General features: G+C 68.8%; 12 protein-coding genes and 4 pseudogenes. 11 read left to right on the forward strand and 5 right to left on the reverse strand.

Annotated features, from left to right (window positions below):
* Positions 1-49: 49 nt before the first annotated feature.
* The gene (locus Sdagh_RS24955; protein ID WP_190078337.1) at positions 50-562 is read right to left on the reverse strand and encodes a hypothetical protein; all 513 of its coding nucleotides are present in this window, start codon (positions 560-562) and stop codon (positions 50-52) included.
* A 38-nt stretch (positions 563-600) separates the two neighbouring features.
* Here Sdagh_RS24955 and Sdagh_RS24960 point away from each other — a divergent pair.
* Positions 601-1805, forward strand: a protein-coding gene (locus Sdagh_RS24960; RefSeq protein ID WP_372478470.1) for an IS3 family transposase whose coding sequence is annotated in 2 segments (ribosomal slippage) — positions 601-886 and positions 886-1805 — 1206 coding nt in all. Because the reading frame shifts where the segments join, the coding sequence is not laid out codon by codon here.
* A 137-nt stretch (positions 1806-1942) separates the two neighbouring features.
* Here Sdagh_RS24960 and Sdagh_RS24965 read toward each other — a convergent pair.
* Positions 1943-2344, reverse strand: a pseudogene (locus Sdagh_RS24965) (pentapeptide repeat-containing protein); the annotation flags it as partial.
* Positions 2345-2666: 322 nt separating this feature from the next.
* Here Sdagh_RS24965 and Sdagh_RS24970 point away from each other — a divergent pair.
* The 10 genes and pseudogenes from Sdagh_RS24970 to Sdagh_RS25015 all read left to right on the forward strand — a co-directional run.
* Positions 2667-3491, forward strand: coding sequence for a hypothetical protein (locus Sdagh_RS24970; protein ID WP_226535699.1), 825 nt, complete (start codon positions 2667-2669; stop codon positions 3489-3491).
* Positions 3492-4090: 599 nt separating this feature from the next.
* On the forward strand, positions 4091-4324 hold the full coding sequence (locus Sdagh_RS24975) for a hypothetical protein (RefSeq protein WP_190078339.1): 234 nt from the start codon (positions 4091-4093) through the stop codon (positions 4322-4324).
* On the forward strand, positions 4324-4596 hold the full coding sequence (locus Sdagh_RS24980; RefSeq protein ID WP_190078340.1) for a hypothetical protein: 273 nt from the start codon (positions 4324-4326) through the stop codon (positions 4594-4596). The genes Sdagh_RS24975 and Sdagh_RS24980 overlap by 1 nt, the downstream gene beginning before the upstream one ends.
* A gap of 1007 nt (positions 4597-5603) precedes the next feature.
* A complete protein-coding gene (locus tag Sdagh_RS24985) occupies positions 5604-6713 on the forward strand; it encodes a bifunctional DNA primase/polymerase (protein ID WP_190078341.1) in 1110 nt (369 codons plus the stop codon).
* Entirely contained in the window at positions 6710-8233 is a 1524-nt protein-coding gene (locus Sdagh_RS24990) for a DNA primase family protein (protein WP_190078342.1), read from the forward strand. The genes Sdagh_RS24985 and Sdagh_RS24990 overlap by 4 nt, the downstream gene beginning before the upstream one ends.
* On the forward strand, positions 8230-8631 hold the full coding sequence (locus tag Sdagh_RS24995) for a DUF6009 family protein (RefSeq protein WP_190078343.1): 402 nt from the start codon (positions 8230-8232) through the stop codon (positions 8629-8631). The genes Sdagh_RS24990 and Sdagh_RS24995 overlap by 4 nt, the downstream gene beginning before the upstream one ends.
* Positions 8632-8710: 79 nt before the next feature.
* Positions 8711-8962, forward strand: a complete 252-nt coding sequence (locus tag Sdagh_RS25000; protein ID WP_226535701.1) for a hypothetical protein — start codon at positions 8711-8713, stop codon at positions 8960-8962.
* A 563-nt stretch (positions 8963-9525) separates the two neighbouring features.
* A pseudogene (gene istB / locus Sdagh_RS25005) lies at positions 9526-10038 on the forward strand (IS21-like element helper ATPase IstB); the annotation flags it as partial.
* Between the two features lie 26 nt (positions 10039-10064).
* Positions 10065-10658, forward strand: coding sequence for a hypothetical protein (locus tag Sdagh_RS25010; RefSeq protein WP_190078344.1), 594 nt, complete (start codon positions 10065-10067; stop codon positions 10656-10658).
* A 265-nt stretch (positions 10659-10923) separates the two neighbouring features.
* A pseudogene (locus Sdagh_RS25015) lies at positions 10924-11145 on the forward strand (Tn3 family transposase); the annotation flags it as partial.
* An 86-nt stretch (positions 11146-11231) separates the two neighbouring features.
* Here the strand turns inward: Sdagh_RS25015 and Sdagh_RS25020 are convergent.
* From Sdagh_RS25020 to Sdagh_RS25030, 3 genes and pseudogenes are all read right to left on the reverse strand, one after another.
* Positions 11232-12503, reverse strand: coding sequence for an MFS transporter (locus Sdagh_RS25020; RefSeq protein ID WP_190078345.1), 1272 nt, complete (start codon positions 12501-12503; stop codon positions 11232-11234).
* A 34-nt stretch (positions 12504-12537) separates the two neighbouring features.
* Positions 12538-13131 carry a winged helix-turn-helix domain-containing protein gene (locus tag Sdagh_RS25025; protein ID WP_190078346.1) on the reverse strand — a complete coding sequence of 198 codons (594 nt, stop codon included), beginning with the start codon at positions 13129-13131 and terminating at the stop codon, positions 12538-12540.
* 121 nt (positions 13132-13252) lie between these two features.
* Positions 13253-14190 (reverse strand): annotated as a pseudogene (locus Sdagh_RS25030) (site-specific integrase).
* Positions 14191-14554 lie beyond the last annotated feature (364 nt).

Consider the following 14554-nt stretch of genomic DNA (forward strand, 5'->3'; position numbering starts at 1 on the left):
TCGGCGATGTCCGGTCTGGTGCGTTGCGCTGCGGACCGAGCGTCCGGCTTCACCCGCCGGTGACGGCTGATGACAGGGTCTCGAACCGGTGGACCATGCGCTGGGAGCTGATGGTGCCGATGAGTCCTTCGGCCTGGCCGAGCAGTTCCCGTGCCTGGTCGCCGTCGCCGCACTGGTGGACGGTGTCGGTCAGGTCGAGCACGGCGTGGAGGTGGTCGCGCGGGTAGTCGGGGGTGGTCGCCTTGACGCGGCTGTGCAGGAAGGGGACGGCTCGTGCCGGCTGGTCGCAGGCGAGCCAGGCCCGGCCGGTGGTGGCGTCCACGGAGTCCTTCGTGAGCCAGGTCGCCCACCAGGGGGTGCGTTCGTCCGGGGAGCTGAGGTGGAGGAGTGCTTCGTCGCGGGACCGGAGGACCGCGTCAGGGTCGTGCCGTCGTCCTGCGGCGTAGATGCGCCGGTCGGCGATGACCGCGGCCGCTGCGGGCGGAAGGTCCGGTGTGCGGGCAGCGATGTCCAGGAGCGCGGCGGCGTCGTTGTGGGCCTTGACCCCTGATGTTGGACACACGAGACACTGGATCCTGAGGATCTGAGGACGGACATCTCGTGGTCATGAAGAACTATCCGCCGGAGTTCAAGGCGGACGCGGTCGCGCTGTACGAGTCGCGGCCGGAGGCGACGATCAGGTCGGTCGCCGCTGATCTGGGGATCAACCCGGAGACGCTGCGGAACTGGGTCCGGGCAGCCGGGGTGAGCCGTCCCCGGGGACGCAGGACGCCGGAACCGGCCCAGCCGCCGACCCCGCTGGAGGCGGAGAACGCGGCTCTGCGGAAGAAGGTCCGTGAGCTCGAGGAGGAACGCGAGATCCTGCGGAAGGCGGCGAAGTATTTCGCCGGGGAGACGCGCTGGTGAACCGCTTCCAGTGTGTCGCCGACCTCCAGCGCCGCCACGGCGTGAAGCGGCTCTGCAGCATCCTCGGCGTCGCCCGCTCCAGCTTCTACTACTGGCGCCGCACGGCTGCGGACCGGGCCGCCCGGCAGGCGGCCGACGCGAAGCTGGCCGTCCGGATACGGGCGGTCCATCAGGAAGCGGACGGCACCTACGGAGCCCCGAGGATCACCGCCGAGCTCCGCGAGGAGCACGGTGAGACGGTCAACCACAAACGCGTCGCAAGGATCATGCGGGCGTCCGGAATCAAAGGGATCCGGTTGCGCCGCCGTCACCGCACCACCGTCCCCGACCCGGCAGCGGCCAAGGCCCCGGACCTGATCGGCCGCGACTTCACCGCCCAGGCTCCGAACACGAAGTACGTCGGCGACATCACCTACCTGCCCATCGAGGGCGGGAAGTTCTGCTACCTGGCGACCGTCATCGACCTCGCATCGCGACGGCTGGCCGGCTGGGCATTCGCCGACCACATGCGCACGGATCTCGTCACCGATGCCCTGGCCGCGGCCGTCCGCACCCGCGGCAGCCTCGCCGGATCGATCATGCACACCGACCACGGAGCCCAGTACACCAGCAGGATTTTCGCCGAAGCCTGCAGATCAGCAGGGGTCCGACAAAGCATGAGCGCGGTCGGGTCCAGCGCGGACAACGCACTCGCGGAGTCCTTCAACGCGACCTTCAAACGCGAGACCCTGCAAGGGCGAAAGAGCTGGCCGACCGAGCGCGAGGCCCGACTCGACGCCTTCCGATGGCTCCACCGCTACAACACCCGACGCCGACACTCCCGCCTCGGACAACAATCACCGATCGCCTTTGAGAACACTCTCCAGCTCACACCAACTACGCTGACACCAGCCGCATAACCCGTGTCCAGGATTCGGGGTCAAGGCCCGAGCGCACCGCAGCCCTGGCAGACTTCCTGCACACCTACAACCACCACCGCTGCCACACCGCACTCGGCGGACACCCGCCCATCAGCCGCGTCAACAATGCTGCGGGTCAATACAGCTAGGGCGTGGACACCGCCGAGCCGGACGGCCGGGGAGTCGGAGCCGAGTTTGTCGACGGCCTGGGAGAAGCGCTCGGTGTGCAGCCGGGTGGCCTCCCGGTGGGCGCCAGCCTCGTCGACGCGCTGGCGGCGGTAGGCGACGACCAGGGCGACGAGCGCACCGGCCCCGGCGACCACCCCGAAGGAGAGCTTCACCAAGTCGAAGAGGGTTTTGGCGTCGAGTTTCTTGGCGGTGTCGATCTCCTGGAAGTCCAGCAGGTACACCAGGCCGTAGAAGACGCCGCCGGCCACCAGGACCGCGGCGGCGAAGGTGACGGACAGAGCCCGACCGACCTTCCAGAGCCGCAGCTCCCGGTCATCCGAGGTCGGTCGCGGCCGTCGGTTCACTGTCATGGGGAGGAAGACAAGGCACTGAGACCGCGTTTGAGATCTGGCGTGGGACGATCGGTCGGTGACTCGACTCGTGAACCGTGACCGCTCCCTGCAGGAGCTTGAGCGCGAACGTTGGTCGGCGCCATCAGGCGACGAAACCCGGCTGATGGCGACCGTGCGCGAGCTTCGGCGCATGCCGGGCTGCTTCGGCCGTCCCGGTTGACCAGCTCAGCCGGTCCCTCTGGTGACAACTCCTGAGCTTCGGCTCAAATCCGGCGGGCCGTCGCACAGCGCTCTGGCGGCGGCCCGCTGTCGAATCCGCACCACGAATACGAGGCCGATGATGACCACGCCCTGGCCGCCCCGGCGCACTGCGCGCCGTCCGCTCGCCCCGCGCGTCGCCGCGCCCCGGGAGCCGGTCGACCCCGCCCGCATCGGCCGCCGCGTCGTACGGCGACGGGCGAAGGGGATGGACGCCGGCGCCGTCGCGGCGGCCCTCGAGGACGCCCGCTTCGACGCACGGCAGGACTCCAGGCACGAGGACCTGGCGGACGACGTCCGTGGCCCGGCGGAGCTCGCGGAGTGGGAGCGCATCGCGCAGCTGCTCGCCGACGCGGCGCCGGGCACGGTGTACGACCCGGACACCGACGACGTCGTCCAGGCCGAGCTCGCCACCGAAGCCGCGGCCGCCGCCGCCCGGGAAGCCGAGCTGCGCGAAGCCGCCCGGGTCGCGGCCCGCGCCGACGAGCTCCAGTCGCTGCGCGAGCTCGGCACGCTGGAGCAGACCGAGCCCCGCGACGGAGACGAAGCCGTCCGCGACGAACTCACCCGGCGAGCCGGCGGGTACATCCAGGCCGACGTCGACGCCTGGCTCGCCCACGCCCTCGCCACGCACCTCGGGCACTACCGCGACCCGGCCGCACGCGAGGAAGCCGCCAGCCTGCTGACGCCACCGGTCCTCGCCCACGCCGCGCTGCTCGCCGAACTCGCCCGCCTGGTCCCCGGCGCGGACATGGGCCAGCTGGCGTTCGCGGGCCGCCTCGCCACTTCCGAGCCCGAAGCCGCCGGCGCTCTCGCCGCGTTCCTCGCCCGGCGTACGGCCTGGCAGAAGCAGGCCGACCCCACCACCGGCCGCCCTCCCGCAAGCCCAGATTCGGTGTCACGCTGACGGAGCGTGAGCGTGACACGAGCGTCACGCTGCCCCCGAAAACTGTCACGCCACCCCCGAATCACGCCCGTTGTGTCCGTTTCGCGGGGTCCGGAGGCTGCTGAGACCCCTCCAGGGCCCGAAAATCCGGGGTGGAGCGTGACAGTGCTGATCATGCTGCCGGGCGGGTGTGATCCGTACGGAACGTAACCGTCGGGATCGGTCCCGGGCGGGCCGGCGGGTGCGGATGCGGTGTCCGATCACCAACGGCCAGGCCCTGCCAGGCATCCCGGCCTGAACAGTCCACCCGACCTGTGTCATCTGTGTCATCAACCCCCCGTTTCCCCAGGTGGACAGGCTCATCTGTGTCACTGTTCAGCTGATCTGTGTCATCGGACAGCGGGCAGGGACCAGGACCCAGCAGCGCCCCCAGAACCTGGGTCCCTGGGTCCCGAGACCGGCGTTTTCCCTGGTGCACGTGGACCGGGCCGGAAGCTGGGTCCACCTGGGTCCTGGGTCCCGGCGCCCTCGTACGAGCCGGTTCGTCCGGAGTGGTCCCCAGGGCCCGGGGCGGCCGATACCGTGGAAGCAGACGCCAGTTCTGCCCTCTGGAGCCCTCGATGAGCGAACAGCCGGCCACCGCCGACCACGCCCGGCAGCAGCTGGAGCCCGCGGCCGCCGACGGGTTGCGCGCGTACGCGGCCCAGACCCGAGAGAAGGCCGACCAGTTCGCCGCCGTCCTCGAGGACATCGCGGCCAACGGTCTGCCCGCGGTGGAGGACTGCACGCCGTGGGAGGAGCTGCGCGAGGCCCACCTCGCCCGGCTCGCCGGACAGCGCCCGGCCGTCGCTTGATGGCCCCGCGGCACGGCCCGCGCCGCGCCCAGATCGCGTTCTCCGACTCCGCCGCCAAGCAGCTGGACGCCATCACCAGCGAAAACGAGCTGCACGCCCTGGACCGCGCCCTGGTCGTCATCTCCGTGGACCCCGAGGTCGGCGAGCCGCTCCCCAGCGGCAGCAGCGGGCCGCGGCTGCGCCAGCACGTCGACGACATCGAACGCGTCCGGCTTGTGTACTGGGTGACGGCGTTGAAGACCGTGGTGGTCGTGGCCTTCATCGAGGTGTAACAACCTCCCGCCGCCACTGGCTGCTCGCTCTCCTGGTCGTGCTGCCCAGATGCTGCATGGTGGTTGCGAAGGCAGCACGGCATTCGCACGGCGCGGTCGGCATGCGGGCGCAGCGCGGGCAGCCTCATCGCATAGCGGCCGCTGCCTGCCCGGCTGCTCTTGCTGCTGTTTGCGCCGCACCACCGAGACGCGAGCACGCTTGCAGCCTGCAGTCGAAGTACACGTCGGCGTTCACGCTGCGATCCAGCGGGCGGTTTCGTACGCGCTCCTCGCCGCCTCAAAGGCGGCCGGCACGTCCTTGTAAACCCCGGGGGCCAGGTCGAGGTAGTGGATGAACCGAAGTTGAGAATGAGATCGCGCTCCGCGTAGTCACGTGTCGGTGGGCCGCGCCTGCCGCTTCGAAGTACCGCAGATCGTCGTGCACGCCCACGGCTGTCCGTGACGTTCCCCGGGAACGGTGACGCTGTCGCGGGCGAAGGGGACCAGAAGCGACTGAAGCGACCAACGGACGGAGAAGGTTGCAAGGCCTCAGATGAACAGCCATACCTGTTGGAGGGAGAGTCGCTTCGGTCGCTCTGATCGTCTCGGTCGCTTCCGAGTGGCAGCCAGCGACTGAAGCGCGGCGATCGAGGGGGTCGTCGGTCGCTGCGCTCTGACGCTGCGAAACCGCAGCTCAGCAGAGCACTAGAGTGACTGAAGCGACCGAAGCGACTCAAGTTCACGGTATATGAAGCCATTCCTGTGCGCGCGTGTGCGTCATATATAGAAAGACTCGGTCGCTTCAGTCGCTGTACGTCGCCCTGTCTGCGCGCTGACCTGGTGTTTTACTGAAACAGGCGAGTCAGCGACTGAAGAGGCTCCAGTCGCTGACTCGCCCGGTGAGTCGCTCGTCGCCTCCGGCGCCAGACCGTTTATCGACACGGGCCCGAGTTCCTCATCGCCTCCCTGCTGCGTTCGCTAAGGTATGTCCGTCGTTGAGTCGCTTCGGTCGCTACCAGGGGGTGAGCATGTCCGCTGAGCTGCAGTTCTCTGCCAGCGACTCAGCATCCGCTGCCCTCCGTGCTTCAGTCGCTGGCCATTCGCTGGCTACAGCGCAGTGGTGCGCTCGCCTCGGCTGGCCGGTCCACCCACTCGCAGCAGGACGCAAAACACCAGCCTCGAACTGCCGGGACTGCCGGACCCCCGGGCACACCGCCGCAGGCTGTGCCTGTCTGTCTGCCGGCCGCTGGTGCCACGGATTCCACGCCGCCACCCTTGACCAGCGTCGCATCGACCACTGGTGGAGCAAGCACCCGGAGTTCGGCGTCGGTGTCGCCTGCGGCCCCGCAGGCCTGGTCGTCATCGACATTGACGCCCACGAAGCCCAGCCCCCCGCCCGGGACCGCCTCCTACCCGGCATCCCGATCGGCGACCACGTCGACCTGACCGGCATCTCCACGGGCTTCCACACCATCGCTGTCCTCGCCGCCCTGCGCGGCATGCCCAGCCCGGCCGAGGACACCACCACGCTGCGCGTCCGCACCCCTTCCGGCGGCATGCACGTGTGGTACCGGGCCGGTGACCCCCGGCGCTGGCAATGCTCCGCCGGCTCCAGCCAGGGCCGCGCTCTGGCCTGGCAAGTCGACGTGCGCGCCCACGGCGGCTACATCATTGCTCCCGGCACCACCACCAGTGCAGGCACCTACAAGGTCCTCGGCGAAGTCAGGCAGCCCGCCGTCCTGCCGGGCTGGCTGGCGCAGGAACTCGAACGAACCGGCCATCTGCCCGCCCCGAGCGTCCCCGCCCCCCGGCCGGTTCCGCCCCGCGCCAGACAGGCCGTCCTCGCCGCAGGCGGCGGCGCCGACACTGACCGGCTCCTCGCCGCCGTCCTTGCCCCGGTAGCCGCCTGCGCCCAGGTCTCCGAAGGCGCAGGGTTCTCCGACACCCTCAACCGCGCCGCCTACACCCTCGGCGGACTCGTCGCTGCCGGCCGCCTCACCCAGGAAAGCGCCGAACGCGCCCTGACCGAAACAGCGGCCACCGCCCGCCCCGGACAGGACCGCCGGGCCGAACAGATCATCCGCAGCGGCCTTGCCGCCGGGCTCAGGCGCCCCCTGAATCCCGGAAGCCGCCGATGACCTCCCCGGGCAATGACAACACTCTGTTCGACTTCGACGCCAAGGCCGTCGCCGAACAGATTCGCAGCCAACCCCAGATCCCGCTGCCCACCCAGCCCACGGCCCCCGCCGCATCCCTTCCGCAGGCCACCCCGGACGGACTGCTGCCCGACACCCTCACCGACCGCGGCAACGCCAAACTGTTCGTCAAGCTCTACGCCCAGGACTTCCGGCACGTCCCCGGCATCGGCTGGTACCGCTGGGACACCACCCGCTGGCAGATCGACGAGGACGACACCGTCCTGTGGGCTGCCGGCGACCTCGCCGAGAGCATCGCCACCCACGATCCCTACGGGCGCTTCACCACAACAGCCCTCGCCCGACACCGGCGCCGCGCCCTGTCCACCGCCGGCATCAACGCCATGCTCACCCAGGCCCGATCAGCCCCTGGCATGGTCCTCAACGCCACCCGCCTGGACGCCGATCCCTACGCCCTCTGCACTCCCGACGGCATCGTCGACCTGCGCAGCGGCCTGCTCAGAACCCCTGACCCCAACAAGGACTTCCATTCCCGCTCCACCACCGTCGGCCCCCGGCCCGCGCAGACCCCCCGCTGGAGCCGCTTCCTGACCGACACCTTCGGCACCGACGCCGAAGGCACCGAAATGATCGGCTACCTGCAGTTGGTGCTCGGGTACGCCGTGACAGGAGACGTCGGCGGCCAGGTTCTGCCCTTCCTTTTCGGCGCCGGGAAGAACGGCAAGTCCGTCCTCCTTGACGTCCTGATGAAACTCCTCGGCGACTACGCCGACGCCGCACCACCCGGCTTCCTGATGGCCCGCCCCTACGAAGGGCACCCCACCGACCTTGCCGAACTCCACGGCCGGCGCGTCATCGTGTGCAGCGAGGTCAACCCCGGCGACAAGTTCGACGAGGCCCGCGTCAAACTCCTCACCGGCGGCGACCGCATCAAAGCCCGCCGCATGCGCCAGGACTTCTTCAGCTTCACGCCCACCCACAAACTCCTCCTGGTCGGCAACCACCGCCCCGAAGTCGGCACCGGCGGCTTCGCGTTCTGGCGCCGCATGCGCCTGATCCCCTTCGAGAACACCGTCCCCGACCACCGCAAGATCGACAACCTGGCCGACATCCTCGTCACCGAGGAAGGCCCCGGCATCCTGGCCTGGCTCGTCGACGGCGCCCGACGCTACCTCGCCGGTGCCCGCGACCTCACCGGACCCGAACGCGTCCGCATCGCCACCACCGCCTACGCCGAGACCGAGGACCACACCGGCCGCTACTACGAGGAATGCTGCACCCTCGCCCCCGACCTGCGTGCCGAGCAGACCGGCCTCTACAGCCACTACAAGGCGTGGTGCCAGAATGAAGGGGCACCCGCCCTGTCCTCCCGCGCGTTCGCCGCCCGCACGCGGGAACTGGTGGGACTGGCCTCACCGAAGCAGATGATGACGTCCAACCAGCGCAAGTACTACCCAGGCATCGGCCTGCTCGCCGACCAGGAGAGGGAAGCAACCGCATGAGCTCCCTGATCACCGAGGACGAGATCAGCCACGAGACCGACCTGGTCTGGCTGGAGAACGTCGACAACCTCGACTACGTCCGCCAGAGCCTGGACCGCCTCCCGACCCGCAAGGGCAAGCCCGCCTACCACCGCGACGGCCGCATGGTCGGCTACGCCGTCCTCGGCAACACCGCCAAACCCTCCCGCGCCTCTGGCACCTTCCGCCGACGGGTGTTCTGGCTCCTGCCCCACGATCGCGACAGCGAGCCCGATGGCCTCTACACGACGGGCGCCCCCGCCGAAGCCGTCGACCCTCGCACCCTGGAGCCTCGGATCAAGGGTTACAAGACCGAACGCTCCGAGGGCGGCCCGCCCTCCGACGCCATGCAGGAACTCGGCATAACCCTGCCCCTCTAGCGCTCACCTAAAGCCCGTCATACCACCCCGAGCAGATCGCCCTTCAATTGGCCGAACCTGTCCCAAGCCGTCGCCACCGATGGTCAGCCAGTCCCAAAAGGCGGCTCCCAGAAACCTGCTCGACCGGCTCCAGGAGGCCAAGGAACAGGGATGGCTCGGCGAGGTCGCCGCAATCGAGGCCAGCCTCGCCGCCGCTGAGCAGAAGCTCGCCGCCATACGCGACCTCGCGGCCCGGCACACCACCGTCCACCTGGGCATGCCCGATCTCCGTGGCGTCGTCGCACGCGTCGACTCCGAGCAGCGAAACGAGGATGCGAAGGGGCAGTCCTGAGCACTACAACGAAGGGATGACCGTCTTCCTCTGTCCCAAGTGCGGCACTGCGATCACGCCGGAGTTGACCGAGCTTGCCGCTGTCCCTGACGTCTCAGACGACGAGCGCGACCGGGACACGGAGACACGCCGGGCGCCTTCCACCGTTCCGCGGGGCCACTACGCGATCGATCCCGAGCCCTGGCAACCTCCCTACGTCGTGCAGGACGGTCAGGAGGACCCGAAGCCAGCTCAGTCGCGCGGACCTGTGGTCTGCCGTGAAGAAGGCTTCGTCATCTCGGCCGGCAGCCGACACACAGTGCTGGTGCACCCTGACGACGCCTCCAGCCTTCAGCCACTGCCCAACTGGGAAAACAGCAGTGGGTGCTGCGGACCGACAGGCGAGGAGGGACTCAACCGGGCCTGCCCCTGCGGCGCTCCGGTCGCGACCCTCGTGGCCGACTGTTTCGGGCCTGTCGGCGTACAATTCGGGCCTGTCGGCGTACAAGTGGACGTGCACCACCTCGTACGGATGAGAGTGCACCAAAGTTGATGCGGTGAGGGGGTTGGGGTCCGGGAGTCTGCGCAAGGTCAAAGACCTCGCCACCCTCTCGTTCGTCGAGTCCAAGGCCAATGCGGCCCTGCTCGGGCCGCCCGGAGTGGGCAAGACCCATATCGCCGTCGCGTTGGCGGTCGCGGCCTGCCGGGCCGGATACTCGATCTACTTCACCAGCCTCGACGACATGGTCCGCAATCTCAAGGCCGCCGAAGCGGCGGGGCGGCTGACCAGCAAGCTCGGCAGTTATCTGCGGCCCGCTGTTCTCGTGCTGGACGAGGTGGGATACCAGCCCCTCAACCGCGACGAGGCCAACCTGGTCTTCCAGGTGATCTCCAAGCGCTACGAGCGGGGCTCGATCATCCTCACCTCGAACAAGGCATTCAGCGAGTGGGGCGAGTTCTTCGGCGACGAAGTCCTGGCCACCGCCATCCTCGACCGTCTCCTGCACCACTGTGGTGTCATCTCCATCAACGGCCCCAGCTACCGGCTCAAGAACCGGCTCGGCGCCATCGAACGAGAACAGGACGACGCGGCCTAATCGTTCATCTGGTCGACAATGAGGGCATGGACGTCCCTGAGCTGCTCGAATCAGCTTCCCTGCTGGTTCCGGAAGATACCGCCACCGAGAACGACATCACGGTGCGAGACATCTGGGACTACCTCGTCCATGACGAGTGGGAGATCGCCCTGGGTCTGCTGGAGGAACTCGGCGATGCTCGCTCGCTCCCGCTGACGTTCTGGGAGAAGCTCGCCGAAGCTGCTGAGCAACTCCGGATGGAGCGAAGCGCGGCCTGGTGCCATTGGCGGTGCTCCGAGATCCGCAACGGCGTGATCCGGGCGGATCTGACGCTCCGTGCTGCCGCCGAGGCACGACGCACGACACCAATCCACTCCGGTGTTCTGCGACCGATGTGGGACATCGGACACCTCTCACCCACCGGTGGACGTTCGGTCAGCATCGCCGCGCTCTGGGTTGAGAACATGCCCATTCTGGAGCCCGGCGGGCGAGCTACGGTTCGCCTCGTGCCTCTGACTCCCGCCCACTGGATGCACGTCCAGGCTGGCCAGCAGATCACCATGCACGAGGACCGAACCGTCGCTGGCACCGCTGTCATCCTGGAGGTTCAGCCTCCTGCCACTGTCATGCCCACGCGATGACGCGGCTGGCTCACAGCCTCTCTGCTGGTGCACGTATCTCCGTACTTGGTGGGGCACTCACAGGAGTACGCCGACAGGGCCCTTCGAGCTGCACCTCGACCCCGTCCGGACCTACTCGTTCTCTCAGTAGGACCGCAAAGCGCGCGCGGACGACGTGCACAACACTCCCGACGGAACCCGTCCACCCAACTTCTCCACGACTACTTTCCGCGGTGAACGACAGCTCATCGGCGGACCTGCCGCCGAGCTGGGCTAGTTCGGATAAGACCAGCTCGGCGCGCTCAGCCTGGTCCTTAACGCTCTCGTGCTGTTTGTGACGCGGTACACGGACGCCGCGGTGAACCAACTGCGCACGGACGGCTTCGACGTCGGCGACGAGGACGTGGCCCGCCTCTCACCGTTCGTGCGGCACCACATCAACATGCTCGGCCGCTACCCATTCCAGCTTCCCAACCTGCCCGGAGGCTTGCGACCACTGCGTGATCCGGATGGCTCAGACGGCGAGTGGCCGCCGATCATCGGGAGACGCCGACCAGCCCCTGCTGCTGGTCGGCGGGGCTGCGGTTGGGTTGCTTAGATGGTCATATCTGGCCGCTGCCGGGGCAGTTTGGCGTGCCGCACCGCGTCAGAGGCCAGGGCGATACATACGCCCAGGCTGGCGAAGATGCCGCAGGCGACGAACACCGGGCCGGCGCCCCAGGCTCCAATGGCGGCACCGACCAGCGGATAGCTGAGAGGGGCGAGACCGACCATGGTGAGCATGACCACGGAGGTGACCCGGCCCAGATAGGCCGGGTCCGCCGCAGTCTGTATGAGGGCGTTGTCCAGGCTGCCGAAGACGCCCGCACTCAGTCCGATGACCGCGGCCAGCACCGCGGCGACCCACAGGGTCGGTACCAAAGCGATCGTGGCCGCACCCGCGCAGCCCACGAGCAGTGTCCCGGCCATCATCAGGCCGGCCCGGGGGAGCCAGCCGGCGATGGTGAGCAGCGCGGCGCTGGCCGCAGCTCCTGCGCTGAAGCTGCTGACGATCCAGCCGTAGCCGGAAGGGCCCCAGCCGCGTTCGGCGTTGAGGAGCACCATGCCGACGTTGAGGGTGCCGGTGAGGCCGAGCTCGCAGACGGCGCCGGCGGCGACGAGCGGGCCGATGAGGCGGTGGTGGCGGATGTAGCGCAGGCCGTCGAGCAGGTCCTGCCGCGCGGTGCCGCGCTCCGTCCGCTCCGCGTCGGGCGCCGCGAGGGGGCGTATCCGTATCGTCAGCAGGAGCGGCAGGGACAGGGCGATGAGCATTCCGGCGGTGGTGAAGGCGGCTGCGTGTCCACCGAGTCCCATGGCCAGGCCGCCGATCGGCGGGCCCGCGATCTGGCTGAGGCGCGTCGACAGCGAGCGCATGCCGGTGACCCGGGCCAGCTGGTCGGGGGCGGTGATCCGGGGCGGAAGAGCTCCGACAGCGGGTACGAACAGTGCGTCGACGGCGCCGAAGACGAGCGCCACCGTGACCAGGATCCACAAGGCCGGAGCCGTCAGTGTGATACCGGCGGCCACCACCAGGATGAGGAGGCAGCGCAGTGTGTCACTGCCGAGAATCACCCGGCGGGGGTCGAACCGGTCGGCCACCACGCCCCCACCGAGCATGAGTAACGCTCGTGGTACTGCCCCGGCAGCCATGACGAGGCCGACTTCGGTAGAACCGGCGGCCTTCTGGGCGGACCAGGCCAGGGCGACGAAGTACACGCTGTCGCCCATGAGGGAGACCGTGTAGGCGGTGAGCCAGCGCAACACGTTGCCGTCGCGGTGGGCCGGTGTGGCGGCGTTTTTGGGCAGGACCGTCTCTGAGGTGGCCATGGTGGGCTCCAAGTACGCTGGGAATCCGGCTGAGTCAGGGCCGGAAGGGAAAGCCGTATAGGTGCACAGACACGTGCTCGCGGTCCTCGGTGTCGTCGGCCGCCTTGGCGGCCTTGCCGCGCTCCCGCCAGCGCCGGGCCAGAGCCTCGAGCTCGTCGCTCATCTCGGCGAGTTCGGCGGGGGTGAGGTCGAGCAGCCACTCGGAGCTGAAGGATGCGTCGGTCCACGCCTTCCCCCAGGCGGACTTCTGGTCGAGATACGTGCGGTACTGGGCGACGCGGGTGTCGAAGATCCCTCGGGTCACCGCGCCGACGGCGGCGGCTCCCTCGGGCGTGTCCGCGAAGTCCGAGTCACGGAAGCCCCAGCCCTCGCCGGATGCCACCTGCCACCAGCGCTCGCGGCCGTCGGTGCCCTGGGCACTCGCCTGGGTCACGAAGCCGTGCTCGGCCAGCTTGCGCAAGTGGTAGCTGACCAGCGAGGGCGTTTCGTCGACATGCTCGGCGAGCTGAGAGGCGGTCGCGGTGCCTGCGGCGTACAGCAGCCGGTACAGCTGCATCCGCAGCGGGTTCATGAACGCCCTCAACCGTGACAGGTCGGTGATCTGCTCGGGCTCGTCCTTCGGTCGCATGCGCTTACCGTAGGTATGAAGTGAAAATTTCGCAACAACTGCTTCAGAGTTGGATGTTCGAGCAGCCCGGCTCTATGTGCAGGGGACTGGAGACAGGCAGCTCGACTTGACGCTGACGAGGTCAGCGTCTGCTGTCTCCGGGCGCGAGGAGGCTGGTGACCTCGGCGATCGCCTCAGCCGAGGGCTGGAAGTAACGCCACACGTTCTTCGGCTTCTTGTGCCGCGTCTTCGCCATGAGCATCGGTAGCCTCGCACCTGCCTTACCGAGGTGCGTGAAGCAGGAGTGCCGGTACTCCTGCAGGTTCAAGCCCTTCCCGCCACGCTCCCGACAGCCGTGCGCGCGTCCAGGAGGGCGCGGGCCTGCCCGTACGACAGCCGGGCCAGCCCGGTGTCCGGGCACACGCCGCGCGGGCTGACACTTTCCCGGGGCCCGGTTTGCGGTGGGTGACGAACACCGGCCCCCGTATACGGCCCTTGACCAGCTGGGACAGCAGCCGGCGGTGCCGGCGTCCCAGTACACGGGCTCCATTACGTAGTCCTCGCGCGGGCGCCGCAGCGTCGGGTGCGAGGCTGCGGCGCCCTTGGCCTTCACTGGAACCCCTTCGGGCGGCGAGGTCCAACTCCTCGATGTGACGCCGAGGATCTCCTCCGCCCGTGCGACGGTCTCGTGGAGCATCCGCCACAGCGTCTTCTCCCGGACGTGGACTTCTCGTCGGGCGATCAGCCGGTCGACGGCCATCTTCGAGCGGGCGGGGTCTCCGCGTCCGGCGGCGGCATCCGCTTCATCCAGGCCGTGACAGCCGGGCCGTCGTACCCGCGCTCGGCGCACCAGCTCAGCCATGACAGCACCGACGCCCGCCGGGCGTTCCACGTGCTGACTGCGGCCTCGTCCCACGGATGTTCGAGGGCGCCGTCGATCTCGTCGTCCACGACGGTGGCGAGCGGGCGTGCCGCGCCGAGGTGTCCGGCAGTCGCGCCGACGCCAATCCCGGACGGCCGGAGCGTGTTCGCGTTGACGAGCGAGTTGAGGAACACGTCGGCCGCCGCGCGGACAGTCAGCCGCCCACCTGGGCCGACTGATCCTCAGCGCCGGTTTCGTTCGATGTTCCTCGACCCCCGAGAAGAAGTGCACCAACACGGAGCGGGACGTTAGGTCCGCGACACAACCTTCATCAACTGCTAACTCTGAACAGCGCAGTTGATGTCAGCCGAGCGGCTTCTGGGACGCGGGTCTGAGCGGAGGCGGAGACCGCGTACACAGTGCGCCACCGGACGCAGGAGGGAAGCGGAGCCAGATCTCACCGACTGGAGGCGTCCGGCGGGTGATTACGCCGTAATCACCCGCCGGACCATGTCGGGTGAAAACGGCCACAAGAGGTGGTCGAAACTAACGTGTCAAGTGAGAAGTGGATCACGGACGTTA

It is taken from the genome of Streptomyces daghestanicus (genome assembly GCF_020521275.1).
GTDB lineage: Bacteria > Actinomycetota > Actinomycetes > Streptomycetales > Streptomycetaceae > Streptomyces > Streptomyces griseoviridis.

Coding starts and splice junctions, on each gene's coding strand:
- Sdagh_RS25025 (WP_190078346.1), bottom strand. CDS start 13,131: ATGCGACCGAAGGACGAGCCCGAGCAGATCACCGACCTGTCACGGTTG.
- Sdagh_RS25010 (WP_190078344.1), top strand. CDS start 10,065: ATGGACGTCCCTGAGCTGCTCGAATCAGCTTCCCTGCTGGTTCCGGAA.
- Sdagh_RS24975 (WP_190078339.1), top strand. CDS start 4,091: ATGAGCGAACAGCCGGCCACCGCCGACCACGCCCGGCAGCAGCTGGAG.
- Sdagh_RS24990 (WP_190078342.1), top strand. CDS start 6,710: ATGACCTCCCCGGGCAATGACAACACTCTGTTCGACTTCGACGCCAAG.
- Sdagh_RS24995 (WP_190078343.1), top strand. CDS start 8,230: ATGAGCTCCCTGATCACCGAGGACGAGATCAGCCACGAGACCGACCTG.
- Sdagh_RS25000 (WP_226535701.1), top strand. CDS start 8,711: ATGGTCAGCCAGTCCCAAAAGGCGGCTCCCAGAAACCTGCTCGACCGG.
- Sdagh_RS24980 (WP_190078340.1), top strand. CDS start 4,324: ATGGCCCCGCGGCACGGCCCGCGCCGCGCCCAGATCGCGTTCTCCGAC.
- Sdagh_RS24985 (WP_190078341.1), top strand. CDS start 5,604: ATGTCCGCTGAGCTGCAGTTCTCTGCCAGCGACTCAGCATCCGCTGCC.
- Sdagh_RS25020 (WP_190078345.1), bottom strand. CDS start 12,503: ATGGCCACCTCAGAGACGGTCCTGCCCAAAAACGCCGCCACACCGGCC.
- Sdagh_RS24970 (WP_226535699.1), top strand. CDS start 2,667: ATGACCACGCCCTGGCCGCCCCGGCGCACTGCGCGCCGTCCGCTCGCC.